The organism is Chitinivorax tropicus, from assembly GCF_014202905.1.
In the GTDB taxonomy this organism is placed as follows: domain Bacteria; phylum Pseudomonadota; class Gammaproteobacteria; order Burkholderiales; family SCOH01; genus Chitinivorax; species Chitinivorax tropicus.
In genome coordinates this window covers 63,566-85,660 of the sequence record NZ_JACHHY010000005.1, presented here as the reverse complement: position 1 = coordinate 85,660, position 22,095 = coordinate 63,566, and the positions used below count along the sequence as shown (strand labels likewise).

Here is a 22,095-nt window from a genome sequence, read left to right as displayed (position 1 = left end):
TTCTCGGATTCACCTTTTTGTTTGATGGAAATGCCATCCCCATCTTCTGACCAACGCGTTACAATGCCATCATGAACACTCAGCCCATTCAAACATTCCGCAATGGCTTTACCTTGATGGAGGTGCTGGTCACCTTGGCCATCATTGCCATTCTGGCCACCATGGCAACCCCGATTGCCCTCAACGCAGCCAAAAAGCAAAAGGAAGCCGAACTCAAGCAGGCCCTTACGGAAATCAGAAAAGCTATTGACACATACAAAGCCGATGCTGATACAGGCCGGATCGCCAAACTCAATACAGAATCCCATTATCCCAGGTCACTGCCAGAGCTAGCGAATGGGGTACCCGATGAGAAAAATCCTGGGAAGAAAATTTTTTATCTTCGCCAAATCCCGCGCGACCCATTCTTCAAGAATAAAGAAGTAGCACCCGAGAAAACGTGGGGGCTCCGGAATTCTCAAAGCCCGCGGGACAACCCACAACCCGGCGACGATGTATTTAGCGTCTACTCAACGAGTCCAGATAAAGGCCTGAACGGCATCCCATACAAAGACTGGTGACCAAGACCAAGCGAAATCGATGATTGCTTGATTGCGGCCATTGCAAACTCAGCTGGTTTTTCAAAAAAATAATCCAACCGAGCCCAAAAAGAAAAACGCGAATCCATTACTGAATTCGCGTTTTTATTTGGTGCCGCCTATCGGATTCGAACTGATGACCCCCTGATTACAAGTCAGGCGGTACATCACTTCGAAAACTATATCCGGCGGGGCTTTGCCGTGGTGTAGCATCTAATAAAATTGCAAACATCATGAAAATTTTCCCGCCAGAAGACTGATCGGGCAGGCATTCTAAAACTAAGTATTAGACAAGTCTATCAGTTGCTTCCTGTGGGCACCCATGCTGCGCCAGCCTTTTGCCCTGGGTCAAAGTGCTGGCCAGTGCTGCCATAGAAGGTGCAGTCACGACCGCCTTAGCGGCGACATCGAGCTGGCCTGAGTGGAAAGCAGGAAAAGTTGAGGGCATGGCTAAACTCAACTCACGAAAGTCATAAATTTATGACTCAAATTGTCATTTTTTAATGACATAAATTCATTTAAAAATGTATAAAGATGCATATGCCCTGAAAAAGTCTAAGCTTCTTCGTGATTTCATGCTGAATTTTGTAGCCGAATCCGGGGAGATTATATGGGATGCAGTTGTGACGTTTAATAGTTCAGAAAAACGCCCTAAGCCGTTGAAAAAAATAGAGACGGCAAAGGCTCTGAGCTAATTTTTGCCTAGTTGCTAAATTAGCAAACCCTAGTTCGCATGCCCGTTCAAGGGCAGCCCCATGAGCGGAGATGGTGTCAAGGGGCGGCTCGGGAGACCGCGAAGCGGCGGCCGCTCCTTTACTCCATCGGAGTGACCCAAGGCTTAACCTCGGGGCGGGGAAAGGTTTTCTTTCCCGCGCCCCGAGGTCCACGCGGCCGTGGCGGGGTTTGGGGCAGCGCCCCAAGGCTCTCTGTTTTTTACCAGGAGCGGATTTCATGCGAAAAGATGAACGCCAGCAATACGATGCGTGGTTTCGTGAGCAGGTTGCGCGTGGACTGGTCGAGGCTGACGCCCCTGCCACTGTATGGGTGACGCAAGAAGAAGCAAAGGCATCGTGGGCCGAACGGCGTGCCAAGCTGCTGGCGCGGATAGAAGTTGAAAGTCGTAGTTCGTCAGGCGGTGGCTGCTGACTTTACGTTTTCGGCGTGCTGGATAAAGGTCAGCGTTTTCATGTCTGCGTTTCTGAAATGGATTGGTGGCCCTTTGTGTATGAATCGACCTCATCCGTTGCCGAATATCTCCGCACTATCCAAAAGGTCTGGCCATTCCAATGTGTCGGTAATTTTGCGGGCGGTATAACCGTGCGCAGAAAGTTCAGCTTCCGCTAATGGTAGCGCTTCCAACGTGAACCATTCTTTATGGCCACACGCGCCAAAGGGAGCAAAGCCCATGAGATAGGCATTTTCGATGGCAAACTTGGTGCAGCACGCCTTGAGCTTGCGCTCCAACGCCAGAGCTTCCGGTTTGTCGGCGACTTGGATGTATATGCCTTTTGCAATATCAAAAGCGTCTTCCAGGAGTGCCCCCAATGAAACAAAAGCCCGCAAACGATCAGTGACCATTCGCCCGGTGTAGCCAACCTTGAAAGCGGCTCCTCTCGATGATGGAACGATGTACACGCGATAGATGGGTTCGCTGACAGGAGCGTAGACGGCGGCGGGAACCTTGAGCTGATGCCACTTCAACAGCACTGAAACGAAAATTTTACTTTCCGGGTAGTACTTGTACTTCCACGCAGACTTCCTGACTTTTTCCGCGCCGATTTTCTCGATCAGCCACAGCAGCCGGCGTGCGTCCAATTCGTTTTCTACATGGACATCGCAGAAGTCAGCAGGAAGGGCCGAAAACAAATCGTCGGGAGTATTCATTTGTCACATTCGTCTTGCTGCTGTCTTGCTGTCATGAGCATGTTAAATACTCTATTCCATTGCTCCTGCAAGCGGGTGTTCCATTTATCAATGGATTCCTTGTCAGTAGGGTCAACCTGCCCATCCCCTGTAGTCACTCCCATGATAATCCATTCAATGAAGTGAGGTCGGTAATCTCCCACTACTGCGACCATTGCGGCACTGGGGGGCTTTGCATGAATGATGACCTGTTTCCAGTCATCGGCAGGAACGGTACCGTTTGACTTTTCTTCCAGATAGCGAAATAACTCCTCTCCCGACGGAGCTGCCCATTCAAAAATCACCCAAGTCAACCGCTCAGCAATGGTACGGTTAGGTCGTTCTTGAAGCATGGGACGAACATTAAATGTGGCCGATTCAACCTTCTTTTGTAATGGCCCATCCAATAGCCAATCTCGCTCATCAGGGTATTTTTTACACCAAAAGTCAACCATCTCCAAGGTTGCTTCTTGACGGCCATAGAAAAAATTTTTCCATCTGCTTCCGCTGATGCTGCTAATCTCCTCAAGTTCTCTGAATCGCCCCCGTCTCGTAAAACGCTTTTCAACCATCCCTCGTAGACGGTGACTTATTTCCTTCCCTTGCGATCGCTCGGCCATTTCGCTCTCCTTATGCTGTGGTTCAAGCAATAAATAATTGTTTAAAAAATACACCAAAAGCAATACAATTTCGCTTTTATTGTGTAATATATACACCATCATAATGGGCAACATGCCTTTTAGTGTGAATTTTGAACCACAAAAGGTTAAAACATCAAGGGATGCTGCCTGTTCATATAGTTCAGCCTGCCGTGTTGGCGGCAGCCCGCAGCGCGTGAGCGCGAGGACAGCCACCGACATGGCGGGGTGGTTAACTCCCTAACTACTCAAAGAGGATTCTCCTGTGAGCACTCCCAATGTTGCCGAAAGCAAGAATAGATCCCACTTTAACCAAGCGACCCTTGCTGGTCGTGTCAACGCAGTCCGCAAAGCCGACGATTCCGTTTTCACGGAAGTGACCCTTCCCGCACCGGATCAATACAGCCCGCCCGCGACCGTCGAGATTCGCAGCCGCAAGCGACTTGGTCAGGTTGGCGAAACGATCGAGGTTTCAGTCACCTGCGCAGGTTATCGAGGTAAGGCGTTTCAATACCATGATAAGGAAACTGGCGAGCGCTTCACCCGCCGTCCGGTGGTCAATAGCTATGTGGCTATTGAGGACTAATCGATCATGCTGCATCCGCTGGCGCTTCGGAATCGTCGAGATTGTCTAAAAGATGATAGACAAAGGGTTGATAACTGGCTTCGCACCGTCCCAGCTCAATTCACCGCGTGCATTCGGCGAGAGCACAACAAGCTGCTTTTTTCCGAAGAGTTCCGGCACGACGGCGACGCCCGCCGTGCCGCGAATCTGCACGTGCAGGATCGCCGCGACCACTTCAAGGAAATTGGCGGTCGCCTCAACTTAGCCGCCAGCGATGATGAATTATGCACAGCGGCCAAGCAGGCCGTTCAGCATGTTGAGTCCATCCAGCGCCTGCATCGCAGCGCCGACTTCGAGTCACTGCTCGACCGGCTTGCAGATTATCTGCGTGAGCGCGATGTATTTTTCTACGACGACGAAGCCGCCCCGGAAGGTTGCACGCGACTTCCTCAGCCAGAAAAGCGCGGTGTGACGCATGAAACGCTTTTTAAGCGCCTTGTTGACGAAGGATTCTGGCGCAAGGTCTTACGCCGTGCGGTGGCTCGCAAGGTCGAAGCCGAGGCCATCCGTTGCGGGTTTGTCAATCAGCGTGCTGGACTCTACGTATCTGATGATACGCTGCTTCGCGTTCGTGCCCAGCGCTGCCGCAACCGAGCCTTGCTGGAAAGTCTGGTGGCATTCAACGAACTGGGCGATGAATTCACGCTGGCTGAGCTGTCCGACCTGTCGGTGTCCAATCCAAACAACCGCCGTGCCGAGCTGATGACCCGGATCGCAGGGTTCGAGACGATTGCCCGCTCTCTGGAGCACGCAGCCCTTTTCCTGACGGTTACCTGCCCATCGCGCTTCCATGCCTTTCGCAAGCTGGGCAAGGGGAAGGTGGTCGCCAACACCAAATATTGCGGCAGTACGCCCCGCCAAGCTCAGCAATACCTCTCCGGCCTGTATGCCTGCATTCGTGCAGAGCTGCACCGCCGCAACATCAGCCCCTACGGCTTTCGTATCGCCGAACCGCATCATGACGCTTGTCCTCACTGGCATCTGCTGCTGTTCGTTCCACAAGACCAAGCCGCAGACATGATCGCGGTTTTCCGCGACTACTCGACAAGAGAAGACCGTGACGAGCTTGCTGGCGGTGATGAGCCTCGCTTCAAGTGTGTCGAGATTGACTGGTCACTCGGCACCGCTGCCGGTTATGTCGCCAAGTATGTCTGCAAGAACATCGATGGTCGCAAGAGCGACGGCGAATCCATCGGCATTAACTTTGATGGCGTCGATACCGCGACCGCCGCCGAGCGCGTACTGGCGTGGGCCTCTGTTTGGGGTATTCGCCAGTTTCAGCAGGTGGGTATTGCTCCAGTTACGATTTGGCGTGAACTGCGCCGGATTTCCAACAACGAGGGCATCGAAATCGGCAGCGATATCATCAGCCGCGCCGCCGAGGCCGCCGACGCTGGAGAATGGGCAGAGTTCGTGAAGGTGCTTGGTGGCACTGGCCTGAAACTCGCCGACCTTCCCATCCGTCTTGGCCGCGAAACCGGCCGCACCAACCGCTATGGCGAGGATGTCGGCGTGCGCATTCTCGGGGTGGTCGATGCCGATGACGGTGTTTTCGTCAAATCCCGGATTCATAAGTGGACGGTGGATTTCGCTCCCGACCGCGAGCGTAGCGAGCCTTGGACTCGTGTCAATAACTATACGGCGGCACAGCGCGGCGGAACGACGCGCGTCCCACCCCCGGTCGCAATGCGCCGAGGTGGCGATAAAAGCCGGCCTTCAACCGTTGCCGTCCACGAACAACGAGCAGGGGGCGTGACATGAGCATCGGCAGCAGTCAACAAGTGCTGGTCTGCGTACCGGTCAGCACCACGCCCAGCGGCGTCCAGCAGCAGATTTGTCCCCGTATCGGTGGGCAGTATTACAAGCCGCAGCCGACGCAGGCGTATCTGCTGAACCCGGATTCACAACAGCAGTTTGATGCCGCGATGGGGCCGTTCGATTACGGCTATGCCTCAGCAATTTGGGCTTTGGCATTTTCGATGATCGTCGGACTGTACTTCTTTTCACACGGAATCGGATTGGTGCTCGGCATGATTCGCCGGAGCTGATGCGTAAGCGAGCCGGCGCTTCCCGGCATAACTCTCTGAAGGAAGAAAGATATGTTCAAAGCTACTGTTTCCAAAGTCAAAACCGTTGCCGGCGCTGTGGTGGTGTCGAGCGCAGCGCTGTTTGCTCCGGCGGCATTCGCGGATACGACCGGCGCGAAAGGCCCTGACCTGACGCCGCTGACCAACTCCGTGGATTTCGGCACGACCATTACCGCGTTGCTGGCTATCGCGGGTTTGCTGGCCGGCGTCTACATCGCCATCAAGGGCGCGAAAACCGTCCTGGGCATGATCCGCGGTCGTTGAATCTTGGGTGTTCGGGGGGCATTAGCCCCCTTTTTTCGGGAGGCAGGGAAATGGAAATATTGGTCGGTGCAGCGGAGCTGATTGCCATGCTTTTCCTGATGTTCTGCTGCGTAGTGGGAGCCTTCCTATTCGAAGGCTTCGCCCTCGACAACCGCCATCTTTATTGGCAGTACCCGCGCTGGAAAGCAAACGCCCTGCTGGGCCTGGGCTTTGTCGTGCATACCGTCCGCGAGTCGTTGACGCTGCTCGGCTGCGGGCTGCGAAACCTGATGGGGCGGTGGTGATGACGATTAACGAACTCTGGTACTTGATCATGTTCGCCTGGGGCATTGCCTGCGGCTGGGCGGTGGTCAAGGGTATTTCCGATCAGTGAGGCTTGAAATGGCGTGCTGGAAGCGAGTGCTACTATTCATTTGCCTGTTGTCCGTGCTGGTACAGCAGGTATTGGCCAATGCGGTCTTGGCCCCGGTCGAAAACTATGTGGTCAATCGGGCCGTCGGCGGCATTATCGCCAACCGTATTGCCGCAGCCGAAGGTGTGGCGGCCAATGATGCGCTGTGGCTGGCGAAAGCGGCCAACGATCCGGTTTACAAGGCGACGATGGCCGGTGTCAGTAGTCAAATGACGGTGGTCAATGTGGCTGCCACCGTAGCCGGAGGCGCGCTGGCGATTGCCGGTGCACCGGTATGGCTCACCATCTTGGCGGGTCTGGGCATTACCGCTGCCGGCGCATACTTCGTATCGTCGGATGCCGCGCAGAAGGTGACGATCTCGCAATCGGGAAGCTCGGTGGTAATCCAGACGCAGAGCACGCCAGCGAAGCCGAGTTATAGCGCCCCGGCAGTGCCTTCCGCGCCGCAACCGTCAGTCGGGCAAATCGCCTTGTCGGCTGGGCTGATCGTCTATCGCGGAATCTGCGCCAATGGGGGCGACTGTCTATCCTATCCTGCCGCGCCGGCAAATTACTGGAAATCCGCGCCTTTTCTTCAGGGTAGCGGCGATTACATCATCATCGCTTACACCCTAGCCGAAGTGACGCGCTTCATGAGCGCTTACACGTCGCAGTTGAGCCAGCAAGGCGTCTGGGACTGGGCCGATGGCAGCAAGGTAGTGAAGACCTTCAACAGCGCCTATTTTCTTCCCCGCTCCGGTGGCGGTCAGGATTTGTACGGCTCGTATACGGTGATTCGCACGCCGCCACCTCTCAAGGATTCGTCCGGCGTGTCTCAACAGCAGCCACTTGTCACGACCTACGAGAATGTGTCGTTGATGACGACGTGGGCCGTTGGTCAGAATGCCCCCATTCCGCAGACCTTCACCAATTTGACCGATGCCTACCCGGCAATAGTCGATGCACAGAAGGCTATTCCCGTTCCCGACGCGCAGCTTGCCAAGCTTGCCGATGAGGCATGGCGACGTGCCGCGCAAGCGCCCAATTACAAGGGCCTGCCTTATCCGGCCACGAACCCGCTGACCTCGGCGGACGTGGCGACATGGAAAGCAGCGAACCCGAATGCGATGCCAACGCTGGGTGATCTGCTGCGGCCTGCCGCCAATCCGGCTAACGACCCGAACGGCGTGCCGATTTCGCCCTCGGTGCAGCCTGGTTCGAACCCCGGCACCAATCCAGGGGCGAACCCCGGAACCAATCCCGGCACGTCCGGGCGTCCCGATCTTGGCCCCGACCCGAATGTGCCAGACCCGACGCTGGAAGACACGCCCGACGCGCCGACGATCTTGAAGCCGCTGACGTCGCTGTTTCCCGAGCTGCGCACCTTCCAGACGCCCGGCCACGCGGCGCAATGCCCGAAACCGGCATTCGACGTGTTCGGCAAGTCCATCGTGATGGACGCGCAATGCACCATCGCCGAGCAGCACCGCGCCGAGCTGGCGGCGGTCATGCTCGTGGTCTGGCTGCTGGTCGGCCTGTTTATCCTGCTTTCCGCGTGAGGTGAGCCATGCCCGCCGCCCTGTTTGGCATTTTGATGTCGGCCCTGCGCACGATGCTGGGTTTCTTGCTGCGCTCCGTCATCGTCAAGTTCGTGACCTTCTTCGCGCTGTTCTTCATCGTCAAGGAATTCGTCAACGTGCTGGTCAGCAGCCAGCTTTACCCCGGCGCGACGCAGGCATCCAGCCTGTCCAGCGCCTTGTCCGGCATGCCGTCGTCGGTGTGGTACTTCCTTGACCTGTTCAGCGCATCGACAGGCTTTTCAACGGTGATTTCAGCCTATGCGACGCGCTTCATCATTCGCCGCATTCCGGTGATCGGGTAAGGCGATGGCGATCAATGCATATGTGGGCCTGCAAGGCTCCGGCAAATCCTACGAGGTGGTGTCCTCCGTCATTCTCGACGCGGTTTTCCATGGGCGGCGGGTGGTCACGAACGTGGCCGGCATCAACGAGGATCGCATCCATGAATACCTGGTCAGCAAGCGCGACGCCGACGCCGACAAGCTCGGTCAGATCATCCATGTGGAAAACGACCGCATCTTGCAGCCGCAATTTTTCCCGGACGAAGAAAAGCCGGAACTCGAATCGGTGGTGAAAGGCGGCGACCTAGTGGCGATCGACGAAGCATGGCGCTTCTGGGGAACGGACAACGGCAAGCTGAGCCACGAGCACATGCAGTTTTTCCGCATGCACCGCCACTATGTGCATGCGGACACCGCCGTGGCCTGCGACGTGGTGCTGATGACGCAAGACATCACCGGGCTGCATCGCTCGGTCAAGAACGTCATCGAGTTCACGTTTCGCATGCACAAGCACAAGTCGCTGGGCCTGAGTAAATGCTACCGCGTCGAGATTTACGAGGGTTGGAAGCTCAACAGCAAAACCCGCATCGACGACCGGCAGAAGAAATACAGCGCGGAGATTTTCCCGTTGTACCAGAGCTATACGGGCGGCCAGGGCATGGAAAAGGCCATCGACAAGCGACAGAACATTCTGGCGAACCGCACGCTATGGATTTACACCGCTGGCGTCGTGCTGATGATGTCGATTGGTGGCTGGAGCGCATGGCGCTTCTTTCACCCGGCCAATGCCGCCCCGGCGCAAGGTAATGCGCAAGCCAGTGGCAAAAGCGCGTCGTCGTCGGCTCCAGTCTCTGCGGCTACCCCCTCGGCCAAACAAGCTTTTTCCTCCGCGTGGCGCGTGGTGGGACAGTTGGAAGCCGAAAACTCCCGCTGGGTGGTGGTGGCCGATGAGGCGGGCCGTTTGCGCGTCGAATCGCCATCGGTATTCAACGGAGAGGGCGCGGCCATCATCGGCCAGGTGGATGGCGAGACGGTCACGCGCTGGTCGGGTGCCGCGCAGCGACAGGCGATGCCGGGAGTTGGGAAATGATCTTACGCAATCAGGATAACGCTATCTCTGTTATTCGTTACTCGTTATCCGTTATCGCATTCTGCTGCGCGGCGCAGGCATCGGCGGCTCCGCAACTTCCTGCCGGGGCGATAGCCGACTTGTCCGCGCCGTCAGAACCGAAAGCGCCACGCTTCGACTTCCAACAGGTGAGCGTGTCGCAAGTCATCGGCCTGCTGTATTCGGAGGCGTTGAAGCAGCCCTATGTGATCGAGCCGGCAGTGCTCAAGGATGATCGTCTGGTGTCGTTCCGCTTCGACTCGTTCAAGGGCAATCTGCGCGTCTTCCTGACCAACTTTCTGGATACGCTGGGTTTCTCCATCGAAACGCGCAACGGCGTGGATTTCGTCAAGGCGAAGCCAGCGGCGGACAAGGACACGGCGGGGCATGAGATTTTCATCTATCACCCGCAATTCCGTTCGATGTCCTACCTGGCCGACGTGCTGTCGCCGCTGTTTTCGTCCGGAGCCTTCACCGTGTCGCGCTCGGTGCGTGCGCCTGCTGGGGCCAAGATCGAGGCCGGCAATGCCAGCGCTTCCCCAACATCGGCTTCGGCCATGATCGATCAGGACGGCGACACGATGATTTTCCAAGGCTCGGCGGATGAAATCGCCAAGCTGAAAAAGCTGCTGCCGCAAGTGGATACCTCCAGCGGCGAGGTGGCGGTCAAGGCGGTGGTGTACGAGGTCAGCACCGGCAACGCCGACGGCACAGCCTTTTCGCTGGCGCTGAATCTGCTGGGCGGCAAGCTCGGCGTTTCGATCGGCTCGGATGCGGCCACGCTCAACAACGCGGTGACATTCAAGGCAGCTAACTTCGAGATGGCGCTTTCCGCGTTGGCCGGAGACTCCCGCTTCAAAGTGGTTTCGACGCCGCGAGTACGGGTGAAATCCGGCGCCACTGCCCGCCTGACAGTCGGCCAGGACGTCCCGACGCTGAGTTCCGTCACCTATCCGCAAGGTGGTGGCAATGCTGTGCAATCGGTCGAATACCGCTCGTCCGGCGTCATCCTCAACCTGTCGCCAGTAGTGCGCGGCGCGACGGTGGACATGACTGTTGATCAGCAGATCAGCGATTTCGCCAAGACCGAAACCGGCGTCAACAGCTCGCCCACGCTGACCAAGCGGGCGCTGACAACTACTGTTTCCGCCGCCGATGGCGAATTGATCGTCTTGGGCGGCCTGACCACGGATAAGGACAGCCAAGGCACATCCGGCCTGTCTTTCCTGCCCTCGTTCATGCGCACCAGCAGTCAATCCAGCAATCGCACCGAAGTGCTTCTACTTCTGCAAGCCACGAAGATTTAACCCACGGTTCCCCATGATTCCAAGGAAAAGAAAAAATGAGTGACAGCCAAATTAATGAATTCGATGTTCCCTACGGTACGCCTGCGATGGATGCCTTGGATGTTCCGCCGCATCACGATGGGCGGCCAATGAAGAAAGTCGTCCTGACCTGCCCAGAGTGCGGGGATAAGGGCATCTGGATTGAATCGCCGGATACTGAGCTGAAATTTGGCGATGCAGCTACCGAGTGTGATGTGTGCGGCTTGGGCTGGGAAGATGAGGATGACAAATAAAACCACTATGCCGAGTTGGGAGTTTGCCATGAGTGACACCTTGCTCTCGTTTGATGAATTGAAAGAGATGACGGGCTTCAAGACCGCGCCGCGCATTTGCGGCTGGCTGGATGCCAATCGAATCGCCTATCTCAAGAGCGGAAGGGGGCGGCCCTTGGTGTCTCGTGCAGTGTTGCGCGTGGCCCTTGGGGAAATGCCGGTATCCGGGAGTGCGTTGCAGGCTGAACGTTCAATTAACTTCAAGAAGCTGGCCGATGCGGTCAGGAGATAAAAATGGCTCGCCCACGCACCCGTGACCGGGACTTGCCGCCCCGCATGTATCGAAAAAATGGGGCTTACTACTACGTCACCCATCAGAACAAATGGATACGGCTGTCGGACAATCTAGAAGAAGCCAAGCGGCGCTGGGTGGAAATAGAGGCCCCGTGCCGGCTGCCAACGCAAGGCATGTTGGCCGTTTTCAACCGCTATGCGGTAGAGGTGCTGCCCAAAAAATCCAAGTCCACGCGGGACGAGCAAAACCGACAGATCAAGCTGCTGGAGGCTGCTTTCGGGGATTTTAGGCCCGATGAAATCAAGCCTCTTCACATCGCGCAGTATCTGGATACCCGTGCGGAACAAGGGGGCGCTGTATCGGGCAATCGGGAAAAAGCATTACTGAGTCATGTTTTCACGCAGGCCATGCGTTGGGGCATCATCGACACAAACCCTTGCCGTGGCGTGACGCGCAATCGCGAGCGGCCAAGGGATCGCTATGTTGAAGACGGCGAGCTGGCGCGGTTTCTCGAATTCTGCCGAACCTTGAAGCATGGCATGCTGGCGGACAGGAAAGGCAAGCCGCCCGTGATGACGGAGGGGAAAGCATACGCGGGCAACCTGATGTCGGGCGAGGTGGTGGCGACGGCCTTGGAAATTGCCTATCTGGCCGCCCAGCGGCAACAGGATGTCTTGCAATTAACGCTGGACAGCATCCGCGAAGACGGTTTGTTCATCCAGCAGTTGAAGGGCAAGGATCGCAAGCCGGTCAAGGTGCTGGTGGGATGGGCTCCGAGGCTGTCCGAGGCCGTGGGGCGAGCGCAAAAGCTCTCTCGCCCCAAGGGGAGCCGCTACTTGTTCGTGAGCAGCCGCACGGGCCAGCCTTACACCCCCAGCGGCTTCAAATCGCTGGTGCAGAAAATACAGCGCGCATGGGAGTCCGCCGGCAATGAGCGATTCCACTTTCACGACGTGCGCGCCAAGGGGACGACCGATTTGCTTGACCAGGGCGTGGATGCGAAAAACACGACCGGCCACGCCAACGACGCCATCGTACATGCGGTTTATGACCGTCGTGCGGTACGCAAAGGGGTGGCGGTCAAGTGAGAATATTAGACGGGGTTGTCTAATATTCGCTCTAAAACCCAAGACGCAAAACGGGCTTTGTATCGCTACAAGGCCCGTGGAATATGGTGCCGCCTATCGGATTCGAACTGATGACCCCCTGATTACAAGTCAGGTGCTCTACCAACTGAGCTAAGACGGCAAAACTTTTACCACTTCAAACTAGTAGTTATTACTATTATATCGCAATTATTGCGATATAACTTAATTCACTGGTCGGGGCGGCGGGATTCGAACTCGCGACCCCTTGCACCCCATGCAAGTGCGCTACCAGGCTGCGCTACGCCCCGACGAAGAGCCAGAATTATAGCAAAACCGAAAAATAAAGCTAGTGTATTTTTCAAAATTTCTGCATTTATCTTTCAAGAAAACGCAGAATATTCAGTAATTCGTTTTTAAGCTTTGAAACAGAAAGATTTTTCTCAATCGTGAGGGGGATCGGGAGATCGCCGCTCACGGCACCATCCTCACCCAACTGATGTCTCGCCCCACTGATGGTGAACCCTTGCTCATACAACAATGAGCGAATTCTACGGATCAACAGCACCTCATGGTGTTGATAATAGCGCCGGTTTCCCCGGCGCTTCACAGGTTTGAGCTGGGTGAACTCCTGCTCCCAATATCTCAACACATGTGGTTTGACCCCGCACAGATCGCTGACTTCACCAATTGTGAAGTAGCGCTTGGCGGGGATCGGGGGTAAATCAGTTGCTGGAACTGTTTCCACCATAACGTTTCTCGACCATTCCCTTCAGCTTTTGACTAGCATGGAAAGTCACAACGCGTCGTGCAGTGATGGGAATCTCTTCCCCTGTTTTAGGATTACGGCCTGGACGCTGAGGCTTGTCACGCAGCTGGAAGTTACCGAAACCCGACAGCTTGACGCTGTCTCCTGACTCCAGTGATGCACGGATCTCCTCAAAAAACGACTCAACCATATCTTTTGCTTCACGCTTGTTGAGCCCAACCTTTTCAAACAACAAATCTGCCAGTTCGGCTTTTGTTAACGTCATGAATACTCCCTACACTCTTAATTTAGCGCCGTGCTTTTCATCAAGCACGCGAACCAACCGGGATACAGCAGCCTCCACCTCTTCATCGGTGAGCGTCTTTTGTTTGTCTTGCAGCATGATCTTGAATGCCAAGCTCTTCTCGCCCGCATCCACCCCTTTGCCACGATACACATCAAACAACGCTATCTCGCTGATTATACTTATTTTTTCAGAAGCAAGCGAGTCCAACAGTGCCTGCACTTCGATTTTCTCATCCACCACTACAGCAATGTCTCTGCGCACCGACTGGAACTTTGAAATCGGCTGTGCGGCTTGAACAAACTGCTGCGTTACCACAGACGCATCCAACTCGAATACGACTGGCGCGTGCTGTAAGTCATATTTCTGAACCCATTTGGGATGCAATTCACCCAGCCACCCCACACCATGGCCATTTACAACGATCTTTGCAGATCGACCAGGATGCAACGCTGGGTGTATGGCGACCTCAAATCGAACCGGCAAAGCTGTCAGCAAACTTTCGACATCTGCCTTAGCATCGTAGAAATCAACTCGCGCGGCCTTCTCTGCCCACTGCTCAGAGAAGCGACTACCGGCCAGCAGGCCAGCGATATATTCTGGCTGGGCCAAAGTATCATCCTGCTTGATGAACACTCGCCCAACTTCAAACAACCGTACCCGCTCATGGCGGCGATTCAGGTTATGTTTGAGTGTTGAAATCAGCCCACCCAACAATGAGGAGCGCATGACACTCATTTGACTGGCGATTGGGTTGAGCAGCTTGACAGGCTGGGTGCTCCCCGAAAAATCCGCCTCCCATTCACTATCGACAAATGCGTAGTTAATCACCTCCTGATAGTCACGAGCCGCCAACGCGTACTTGACTGAAGCTATCGGGCGTAATGCCTCCGACTGCGGCAACATGGCCAGTGATGCTTTTGGCGGACGCACTGGGATGGTGTCATAGCCGTACAATCGAGCAACCTCTTCGATCAAGTCTTCTTCGATCTCGATGTCGAATCGATATGTGGGTGGTGTAACGTGAATGACGTCTCCCTCTTGCCGACATTGCAACCCAAGTCTGCTCAACAACTCAATGATCAGGTCGACAGGCAAGTCAACCCCTAGCACCTTGGCAACACGACTAATACGCAATGCCACAGAAGGGCGCTGGGGCAAAGCGCTGGCGACCGCTGCCTCATTCACAGGGCCAGGTTGACCACCACAGATTTCCAGCACCAGTGCGGTTGCACGCTCGATGGCATCACGAGCACCAGCAAAATCGACACCCCGCTCGAACCGATAGGATGAATCCGATCCAAAACCCAAGCGTCTTGACTTACCATGGATAACGGCAGGATTGAAAAATGCGCTTTCCAGAAGAATGTCCTGGGTATCATCACCCACAGCGCTTTCTGCCCCCCCCATGATGCCAGCCAAGGCCAAGGCTTTGGTTTGATCGGCAATGACCAGCATGTCCTCACTCATCTGAATGGTCTTTTCATTCAGCAATGTGATTGATTCTTCCGGCCTGGCAAACCGCACCTCAATGTGCTGATCAATCTTGGCGAGATCAAATGCGTGCATGGGCTGGCCCAGCTCCAGCAACACATAATTTGTGATATCAACCACTGCGGAGATGGCACGCACGCCACTGCGCTCTAAGCGCCGCCTCATCCAAGCCGGGGTGACCGCCTTTGCATTGACGCCCTTGATGATACGCCCTAAATAACGCGGACATGCGGTATCTGATGTCAGCTGGATCTTGGTCTGATCAGCAATCGATGCGGCCACTGGCATGATGGCAGGACGCGTGATTTCCACACCGGTTATGGCAGCCACATCCCTTGCAATGCCTTGTATCGACTGACAGTCTGCACGATTGGGAGTGAGCTTGAGCGTGAGAAGCCGATCATCGAGCTCGAAATAGCTGCGGAAATCGCCCCCAACGGGTGCGTCGGCTGGCAGTAACAATAGGCCATCCACGTCAGCGGGCATCCCCAGCTCATCTGCAGAACACAGCATGCCGAATGAATCCACACCACGCACTTTCGCCTGCTTGATTTTGAAATCACCAGGCAGAATCGCGCCAACCAAGGCACAGGGGACTTTGACGCCAGCCGCGACATTAGGTGCTCCGCACACGATTTGCAGTGGCTCGCCGGCCCCAATGTTCACGGTGCACACATTCAGGCGATCAGCGTTTTCGTGGCGCGTAACGGACAATACCTCTGCCACGATCACCCTGTCGAACATCGGCGCCGCAGGCTCGTTCTCTTCGACCTCCAACCCAGCCATGGTCAACGCATGGGCCAACTGATCTGAATCCAATGCGGGATTGACCCAACTACGAAGCCATTTTTCTGAAAATTTCATAAGCTTGTTCTCACCTTACGTCAATTAACTGAACTGCTTTAAAAACGACAGATCGTTTTCGAAGAACAAGCGCAAGTCATTGACGCCATAGCGCAACATGGCAAAACGATCCAGGCCGATGCCAAATGCAAAGCCGGTATATTTCTCGTTGTCGATGCCCACATTCCGTAGCACGTTCGGATGAACCATTCCACAGCCACCGACCTCCAGCCATCCCCGGGCGCCAAGCACATCAATTTCCGCAGAAGGCTCGGTAAAAGGGAAAAACGATGGACGAAAACGTACCTGTAAATCTTCACGCTCAAAAAAGCGACGTAGAAAATCAATGAGTACCGCTTTCAGATCCGCAAAGCTGACTCCTTCATCCACCCATAGACCTTCCATCTGATGGAACATTGGGGAGTGCGTTGCATCGGAATCAACACGGTAGACCCTGCCAGGTGCCACGATCTTGATCGGGGCAGAGTTTTCGAGCATGTACCGGATCTGGATAGGTGATGTATGTGTTCTCAGAACATCGCCATTCTCAACATAGAAAGTATCCTGCATGGCTCGGGCAGGATGATCCTTTGGAATATTCAACGCTTCAAAGTTATGAAAATCACTTTCGATTTCAGGGCCATCTGCCACCTCGAAACCCAGTGAATGAAAGAGCGCTTCTATTCGTTGTCGAGTCAGCGTTACCGGGTGCAATCCACCATGCTGCAAGCCACGGCCAGGTAAAGTCACATCCAAAGCCTCAGCTGCCAGCTGCTTTTCAAGCGCAGCATGCGCAATCTGATCTCGTCGCTGGTTAAATGCCGCTTCAAACTGTTGCTTGGCCTGATTGATACTTGCACCAACAGTCCGCTTTTCTTCTGCTGGCAATTGGCCTAATTGTTTGAGCAGCTCCGTCAACGCACCACTCTTGCCAAGATAGCGAGCCTTGACCTGCTCAAGTTCGACTTGATCCTGCACCGCTTGCAGCTCGGTCAAACCACGGTCCAATATTTCATTCAGATTCTGCATGATGGGTCTGTGAGAATTGGGAAAACACAACAAGCCCCTGGCGAGCTTGGAAAATTTGGCCAGAAAAAAAGGGAGGCCTTCGCCTCCCTTTCATCTTCCAGACAGCTTAAGCAGCGAGGCCGGCTTTAGCTTGCTCAACGATGCGAGCAAAAGCAGGCTTGTCAAATACCGCCAGATCAGCCAGAACTTTACGATCAATCTCGATCATAGACTTCTTGAGGCCGTTCATGAATCTGCTGTAAGTCAGACCACATTCGCGCGCTGCAGCATTGATACGGGCAATCCACAACTGACGGAACTGGCGCTTACGTTGACGACGGTCACGATAAGCATATTGACCAGCCTTCATTACCGCTTGCTTGGCAATACGGTAGACGTTCTTGCGGCGACCGCGATAGCCCTTGGCCAGCGCCAGTACCTTCTTATGACGCGCGCGCGCCGTTACACCACGTTTAACTCTTGGCATATTTCAATCTCCTTAGGCAGCGTAGGGCAACATCGCACGAACATGACCCATGTTCGTCGGGTGAACCATCGTCGTACCACGGAGTTGACGCTTGTTCTTTGTGGTCTTCTTGGTCAGGATGTGGCGCTTGAACGCTTTACTGCGCTTAACACCGCCCGAACCCAGAACCTTGAGGCGCTTAGCAGCACCGCTTTTGGTCTTCATCTTCGGCATAATGCTCTCCTTATATTCGGTAAAAGGTGGCTACGAACGCAGCACTTGAAACCCGTTACCAACCTATTTGCAAGCTCACTTTGCAATATGTGAGCTCACAAATTCTTTGCACCTATTGTTTCTTTTTAGGCGCGATTACCATCACCATTTGGCGGCCTTCCATCTTCGGAAACTGCTCAACAGCCCCTACTTCTGCCAAATCACTTTCAACCCGCTTCAACAGAGCAACACCAAATTCCTGATGCGCCATTTCACGCCCACGGAAGCGCAAGGTAATTTTTGCTTTATCGCCTTCTTGCAGGAAGCGCAACAAATTGCGCAATTTAACCTGATAATCACCTTCGTCCGTACCAGGCCGGAATTTGACTTCCTTGACCTGGACCTGCTTTTGCTTCAGCTTGGCCTCGTGGCGCTTTTTGCTCTCGCGGTATTTGAATTTGCCGTAATCCATCAGGCGGCATACCGGGGGCTGAGCCTGCGGCGCGATTTCTACCAAATCAACTTCAGCCTCTTCAGCCATGCTCATCGCCTGAGCAAGGGTTACGATACCGAGCTGTTCACCTTCTTGACCCACCAGACGGATTTGCGACGCATCGATTTCGCCATTTATCCGTGGTTCACGTTCCTGAGCTATAGCAGTGTCTCCAAGTCATATAAAAATTAAACCGTGCTACCCGGCATTTCTTGATAAAGGCGCGCCATCAGGGCCTCCACCGTCATCTGCCCCAAGTCTTCGCCTTGGCGGGTACGCACGGCAACCAATCCTGCAGCCTTTTCTTTATCACCCACAACCAGCTGATAAGGCAAACGCTGCAAACTATGTTCGCGAATTTTATAGGTAATTTTCTCGTTTCTCAAGTCCGAGATGGCGCGAAAGCCAGCTTTTCTCAAGGATTGTGTGACTTCCTTGGCATAGTCAGCCTGGCCTTCGGAAATATTCAGCACCACCATCTGCACGGGCGCGAGCCAGAGCGGCAGACTGCCTGCATAGTTCTCGATCAGAATGCCAATGAAACGCTCCATCGAACCAAGGATTGCTCGATGTAGCATGACGGGGCGATGCTTGCTGTTGTCTTCTGCTACATACTCCGCACCCAGACGCTCCGGAAGCACAAAATCCAGCTGCAATGTGCCACACTGCCAAACACGGCCAATGGAGTCTTTCAGGGAAAATTCTATCTTAGGGCCATAGAAAGCACCTTCACCGGGCTGCAGCTCAAACTCTAGACCCTTTGATTTCAATGCCTCTGCCAAAGCATTTTCCGCCTTATCCCAGACGTCGTCAGTGCCAGCTCGCTTTGCCGGGCGGGTAGAGAGCTTGACCAAAATCTGGTCATAGCCAAAGTCAAGATAAACCCGTTGCAGTAATTCGATGAATCGCATCGATTCGTCCTGCACTTGATCCTCAGTGCAGAAGATGTGCGCATCATCCTGAGTAAAACCACGCACCCGCATGATGCCGTGCAATGAGCCGGACGGCTCGTTGCGATGGCAGGCACCAAACTCGGCAATTCGCAATGGCAGATCACGATAGCTCTTCAAACCTTGGTTGAAGATCTGCACGTGCCCAGGGCAATTCATCGGCTTAACGGCATAATCACGTTTTTCCGACTCTGTCGTGAACATATTTTCACGATAGTTCTCCCAATGCCCTGAGCGCTCCCATAGAACGCGATCCATGACCATTGGGGTACGCACTTCCTGATAGCCAGCTTCACGCAGCACCTTGCGTAAATATTGCTCGACAGTCTGCCAAATCGTCCAGCCCTTGGGATGCCAGAACACCATGCCTGGCGCCTCTTCCTGCAGATGGAAGAGGTCCTGCTGTTTACCGATTTTACGGTGGTCTCGCTTCTCCGCCTCTTCCAGCTGATGCAGATAAGCATCCAGCTCTTCTTTTTTGGCCCATGCAGTGCCATAGATTCGCTGCAGCATTTCATTACGAGCATCGCCACGCCAGTAGGCGCCTGCGACTTTCATCAGCTTGAAGACCTTCAGCTTGCCCGTAGAAGGGACGTGAGGCCCTCGGCAAAGATCGATAAAGTCCCCTTCCCGATACAGAGATACTTCTTCACCCTGGGGAATGGCGCTGATCAGCTCAGCCTTGTACCGCTCACCCTGCGCCTCAAAGAACCGGATGGCTTCGTCCCGCAGCCAGACTTCACGGGTAACAGGGATATCGCGCTTGGCCAGCTCCGACATCCGCTTTTCAATTGCAAGCAAATCTTCCGGGGTAAACGGCCGCTTATAGGAAAAATCGTAGTAGAAGCCATTTTCAATAACTGGGCCAATCGTCACCTGCGCATCAGGGAACAGCTCCTTGACTGCATAGGCTAGCAAATGCGCCGTCGAGTGACGAATGACCTCCAAGCCGTCTGCGTCACGGTCCGTGATAATCGCCAATGACACATCGCGATCAATGACAAAAGATGTGTCCACCAAACGCCCATCTACCTTACCAGCCAGGGCAGCACGAGCCAAACCCGCTCCAATGCTGGCCGCCACTTCAGTGACTGAGACAGGGTTATCAAAAACACGTTGAGAACCATCAGGAAGCGTTACGATAGGCATTGCTTGGCCTCTCCAACTTTTTCGAAATCAATGTGAAATATTAATCAACAAATAAAAAAAAAGTGCAGCTCGGCTGCACTTTTTTATACATATTGGCTTATTTCATGCTTACCAATCTGCTTCAGTATTTGGTAGGCGCGATTGGACTCGAACCAACGACCCCCACCATGTCAAGGTGGTGCTCTAACCAGCTGAGCTACGCGCCTGAAGAGCTACGCATTATAGAGAAACTTATCTCTCTATGCAACAATAATTGAGTTTTTCTATATCCCGGCTTTACGCCACAAATACCGATATACAAAACCCGGCACAGCCATGACAACAAACACGGCTAAAGTAGTGACATAAAATTGCCATTTCTGATCCTGGATTGGACCAAAACGCCCTTCCAGACTCATGGACGCCAAGCCGATCACCACATACAGCGCTATCAGCTCCAGAAGCCGCCACGCCAAGCCCTTGCCTGAACTGGTGTTAAATACGCAAAACAGTCGATTGGATGCGAAAGGCAAATTGGCGGCCACCAGGGCCGCCAATAACAACATGATAACAGCAGAACTCACGATAGCTTCACACTATGTTTGATCGCTTCCATGCAAAGCGACATCAGCGCATTCGGCACTATACCCAGTACCAGAATCATCACTCCATTCAATGAGAGCAACACATGTGTATCACCGGTACCACCGATCGCCTCAGTCGAGTCTGCTTCATCAAAGTACATCAGCTTGATGATGCGTAAATAGTAGAAGGCACCTACCAACGAGAACATGACTGCTGTGATGGCAAGCCAATACGCCTTGATATCGACGACTGCCTGAATCACCTGCAGCTTCGCCCAGAAACCAATCGTGCCGGGAATGCCCGCCATAGATACCATCAGCAACAGCATCAAAAACGCATACCACTTGCTGCGATCAGCCAATCCCTTGAAAGTATCCAACGCATCGGCTTCACCTTCTTTGCCAGATAGCAACAGCAGAATGCCAAACGCACCCAAGGTCATCAACACATAAGCAACAGCGTAGAACATCGATGCCGAATATCCTACAACCGAGCCGGACAGGATACCGAGTAGTAGGAAACCCATGTGAGAAATGGTTGAGTACGCCAACATCCGTTTGATGCTGGTCTGTGCGATGGCGGTAATGTTACCAATCGCCAACGATGCTACTGCCAGCAGCATCAACATGGGTTGCCAATCCTTGATCAATCCGCTCATCGCAATGACCAACAGGCGAATCACAAATGCGAAGGCTGCAAGCTTTGGAGCGGAGCCGATAAACATGGTGATTGCAGTCGGCGCCCCCTGATAGACATCGGGCACCCACATGTGAAATGGCACCGCACCCAATTTGAATGCCAATCCCGCTACGACAAAGACAACGCCCAACGCGAGCAAGCCCTGCCGCGCCTTGCCAGTTGCGATCATTTCTGCGATGACTTGCAAATCAAGGCTGCCAGTGGCTCCATATAGCATCGACATGCCATATAGCAACATACCAGACGCCAAGGCCCCCAAGACAAAGTATTTCAGTGCAGCCTCTGTACTGATGGCTGAATCACGCTGAAGGGCGACCAGCGCATAAAGACTGAGCGACAGCAATTCCAGTCCCAGATACAGTACCAGCAGGTTGTTCGCTGATACCATGACCATCATCCCGAGCATCGAAAAGAGTGTCAGCGAGAAAAACTCACTCTTGAAGATACCGCGATTCTGCAGGTATTGGCGTGAATAGATGAAAATGGCAGCGACACTGACATAGATTACAAGCTTCAGCCAGTCTGCCATCGGGTCATCAACAAACATGTTGTTGAAAGCATAGGATACCGTCGGTGTCAGTGTGCTGTATGTGAAAAATGCACAGCCCGCCAACGTCAGCAACGAGAGCCCAAAAATGACCTGAGATGATTCATCTTTGACGAATACATCCACCATCAAGATCACGGCGAGTGCACACAGTAGAAACAACTCTGGCGCAGCTGCAACCAAGTTCATACTAGCGAAATCCATTACGCGTTTTCCCTCAAGCTG

26 protein-coding genes and 3 tRNA genes are annotated in these 22,095 nt (G+C 54.1%); 14 read left to right on the top strand and 15 right to left on the bottom strand.

Features of this window, described 5'->3' with window-relative positions; genetic code table 11:
- Positions 1-71 precede the first annotated feature (71 nt).
- Positions 72-560: a type II secretion system protein gene (locus HNQ59_RS05320; RefSeq protein ID WP_184036176.1), complete on the top strand. Its 489-nt coding sequence runs from the start codon at positions 72-74 to the stop codon at positions 558-560.
- A 969-nt stretch (positions 561-1,529) separates the two neighbouring features.
- On the top strand, positions 1,530-1,724 hold the full coding sequence (locus HNQ59_RS05315; protein WP_184036173.1) for a hypothetical protein: 195 nt from the start codon (positions 1,530-1,532) through the stop codon (positions 1,722-1,724).
- A gap of 90 nt (positions 1,725-1,814) precedes the next feature.
- On the opposite strand, the gene HNQ59_RS05310 is transcribed toward HNQ59_RS05315, so the two are convergent.
- Entirely contained in the window at positions 1,815-2,462 is a 648-nt protein-coding gene (locus tag HNQ59_RS05310) for a GIY-YIG nuclease family protein (RefSeq protein ID WP_184036170.1), read from the bottom strand.
- A complete protein-coding gene (locus tag HNQ59_RS05305) occupies positions 2,459-3,340 on the bottom strand; it encodes a hypothetical protein (protein ID WP_184036167.1) in 882 nt (293 codons plus the stop codon). The genes HNQ59_RS05310 and HNQ59_RS05305 overlap by 4 nt, the downstream gene beginning before the upstream one ends.
- Positions 3,341-3,383: 43 nt before the next feature.
- Between HNQ59_RS05305 and HNQ59_RS05300 the strand changes: the two genes are divergently transcribed.
- From HNQ59_RS05300 to HNQ59_RS05245, 12 genes are all read left to right on the top strand, one after another.
- Positions 3,384-3,704: a hypothetical protein gene (locus HNQ59_RS05300; RefSeq protein WP_184036164.1), complete on the top strand. Its 321-nt coding sequence runs from the start codon at positions 3,384-3,386 to the stop codon at positions 3,702-3,704.
- Positions 3,705-3,710: 6 nt separating this feature from the next.
- The gene (locus HNQ59_RS05295; protein WP_184036161.1) at positions 3,711-5,504 is read left to right on the top strand and encodes a replication endonuclease; all 1,794 of its coding nucleotides are present in this window, start codon (positions 3,711-3,713) and stop codon (positions 5,502-5,504) included.
- Positions 5,501-5,791, top strand: coding sequence for a hypothetical protein (locus HNQ59_RS05290; RefSeq protein ID WP_184036454.1), 291 nt, complete (start codon positions 5,501-5,503; stop codon positions 5,789-5,791). The genes HNQ59_RS05295 and HNQ59_RS05290 overlap by 4 nt, the downstream gene beginning before the upstream one ends.
- 51 nt (positions 5,792-5,842) lie before the next feature.
- Entirely contained in the window at positions 5,843-6,094 is a 252-nt protein-coding gene (locus HNQ59_RS05285) for a hypothetical protein (protein WP_239871383.1), read from the top strand.
- A 50-nt stretch (positions 6,095-6,144) separates the two neighbouring features.
- On the top strand, positions 6,145-6,378 hold the full coding sequence (locus tag HNQ59_RS05280; protein ID WP_184036158.1) for a hypothetical protein: 234 nt from the start codon (positions 6,145-6,147) through the stop codon (positions 6,376-6,378).
- Between the two features lie 115 nt (positions 6,379-6,493).
- The gene (locus HNQ59_RS05275) at positions 6,494-8,044 is read left to right on the top strand and encodes a hypothetical protein (protein ID WP_184036156.1); all 1,551 of its coding nucleotides are present in this window, start codon (positions 6,494-6,496) and stop codon (positions 8,042-8,044) included.
- A 20-nt stretch (positions 8,045-8,064) separates the two neighbouring features.
- Entirely contained in the window at positions 8,065-8,367 is a 303-nt protein-coding gene (locus HNQ59_RS05270) for a DUF2523 family protein (RefSeq protein ID WP_184036428.1), read from the top strand.
- A gap of 4 nt (positions 8,368-8,371) precedes the next feature.
- Positions 8,372-9,436 carry a zonular occludens toxin domain-containing protein gene (locus HNQ59_RS05265; protein WP_184036154.1) on the top strand — a complete coding sequence of 355 codons (1,065 nt, stop codon included), beginning with the start codon at positions 8,372-8,374 and terminating at the stop codon, positions 9,434-9,436.
- Complete coding sequence (locus tag HNQ59_RS05260) at positions 9,433-10,761, top strand: type II secretion system protein GspD (protein WP_184036152.1); 1,329 nt, start codon at positions 9,433-9,435, stop codon at positions 10,759-10,761. The genes HNQ59_RS05265 and HNQ59_RS05260 overlap by 4 nt, the downstream gene beginning before the upstream one ends.
- Positions 10,762-10,796: 35 nt before the next feature.
- On the top strand, positions 10,797-11,033 hold the full coding sequence (locus HNQ59_RS05255; protein ID WP_184036151.1) for a hypothetical protein: 237 nt from the start codon (positions 10,797-10,799) through the stop codon (positions 11,031-11,033).
- A 28-nt stretch (positions 11,034-11,061) separates the two neighbouring features.
- Positions 11,062-11,304 carry a DUF4224 domain-containing protein gene (locus tag HNQ59_RS05250; protein WP_184036149.1) on the top strand — a complete coding sequence of 81 codons (243 nt, stop codon included), beginning with the start codon at positions 11,062-11,064 and terminating at the stop codon, positions 11,302-11,304.
- A 2-nt stretch (positions 11,305-11,306) separates the two neighbouring features.
- A complete protein-coding gene (locus HNQ59_RS05245; RefSeq protein WP_184036147.1) occupies positions 11,307-12,395 on the top strand; it encodes a tyrosine-type recombinase/integrase in 1,089 nt (362 codons plus the stop codon).
- Positions 12,396-12,479: 84 nt separating this feature from the next.
- Here the strand turns inward: HNQ59_RS05245 and HNQ59_RS05240 are convergent.
- The 13 genes from HNQ59_RS05240 to nuoN form a co-directional block, all read right to left on the bottom strand.
- Positions 12,480-12,555 (bottom strand) — tRNA-Thr (locus HNQ59_RS05240).
- A gap of 71 nt (positions 12,556-12,626) precedes the next feature.
- A tRNA-Pro gene (locus HNQ59_RS05235) sits at positions 12,627-12,703 on the bottom strand.
- 65 nt (positions 12,704-12,768) lie between these two features.
- Complete coding sequence (locus HNQ59_RS05230) at positions 12,769-13,143, bottom strand: MerR family transcriptional regulator (protein ID WP_184036145.1); 375 nt, start codon at positions 13,141-13,143, stop codon at positions 12,769-12,771.
- Positions 13,118-13,426 carry an integration host factor subunit alpha gene (locus HNQ59_RS05225; protein WP_184036142.1) on the bottom strand — a complete coding sequence of 103 codons (309 nt, stop codon included), beginning with the start codon at positions 13,424-13,426 and terminating at the stop codon, positions 13,118-13,120. The genes HNQ59_RS05230 and HNQ59_RS05225 overlap by 26 nt, the downstream gene beginning before the upstream one ends.
- Before the next feature lie 9 nt (positions 13,427-13,435).
- The gene (pheT, locus tag HNQ59_RS05220) at positions 13,436-15,802 is read right to left on the bottom strand and encodes a phenylalanine--tRNA ligase subunit beta (protein ID WP_184036140.1); all 2,367 of its coding nucleotides are present in this window, start codon (positions 15,800-15,802) and stop codon (positions 13,436-13,438) included.
- Positions 15,803-15,826: 24 nt separating this feature from the next.
- Complete coding sequence (gene pheS, locus HNQ59_RS05215; protein WP_184036138.1) at positions 15,827-16,810, bottom strand: phenylalanine--tRNA ligase subunit alpha; 984 nt, start codon at positions 16,808-16,810, stop codon at positions 15,827-15,829.
- A gap of 106 nt (positions 16,811-16,916) precedes the next feature.
- On the bottom strand, positions 16,917-17,276 hold the full coding sequence (gene rplT / locus HNQ59_RS05210; protein ID WP_184036136.1) for a 50S ribosomal protein L20: 360 nt from the start codon (positions 17,274-17,276) through the stop codon (positions 16,917-16,919).
- 12 nt (positions 17,277-17,288) lie between these two features.
- Positions 17,289-17,489 (bottom strand): 50S ribosomal protein L35, encoded by a 201-nt coding sequence (gene rpmI, locus HNQ59_RS05205; protein WP_137935772.1) that lies wholly within the window; start codon positions 17,487-17,489, stop codon positions 17,289-17,291.
- 112 nt (positions 17,490-17,601) lie between these two features.
- Entirely contained in the window at positions 17,602-18,123 is a 522-nt protein-coding gene (gene infC, locus HNQ59_RS05200) for a translation initiation factor IF-3 (RefSeq protein WP_184036425.1), read from the bottom strand.
- Positions 18,124-18,149: 26 nt separating this feature from the next.
- The gene (gene thrS / locus HNQ59_RS05195; protein WP_184036134.1) at positions 18,150-20,060 is read right to left on the bottom strand and encodes a threonine--tRNA ligase; all 1,911 of its coding nucleotides are present in this window, start codon (positions 20,058-20,060) and stop codon (positions 18,150-18,152) included.
- Positions 20,061-20,189: 129 nt separating this feature from the next.
- A tRNA-Val gene (locus tag HNQ59_RS05190) sits at positions 20,190-20,266 on the bottom strand.
- Between the two features lie 57 nt (positions 20,267-20,323).
- Positions 20,324-20,623 carry a DUF2818 family protein gene (locus HNQ59_RS05185; RefSeq protein WP_184036132.1) on the bottom strand — a complete coding sequence of 100 codons (300 nt, stop codon included), beginning with the start codon at positions 20,621-20,623 and terminating at the stop codon, positions 20,324-20,326.
- The gene (gene nuoN, locus HNQ59_RS05180) at positions 20,620-22,074 is read right to left on the bottom strand and encodes an NADH-quinone oxidoreductase subunit NuoN (protein WP_184036130.1); all 1,455 of its coding nucleotides are present in this window, start codon (positions 22,072-22,074) and stop codon (positions 20,620-20,622) included. The genes HNQ59_RS05185 and nuoN overlap by 4 nt, the downstream gene beginning before the upstream one ends.
- Positions 22,075-22,095 lie beyond the last annotated feature (21 nt).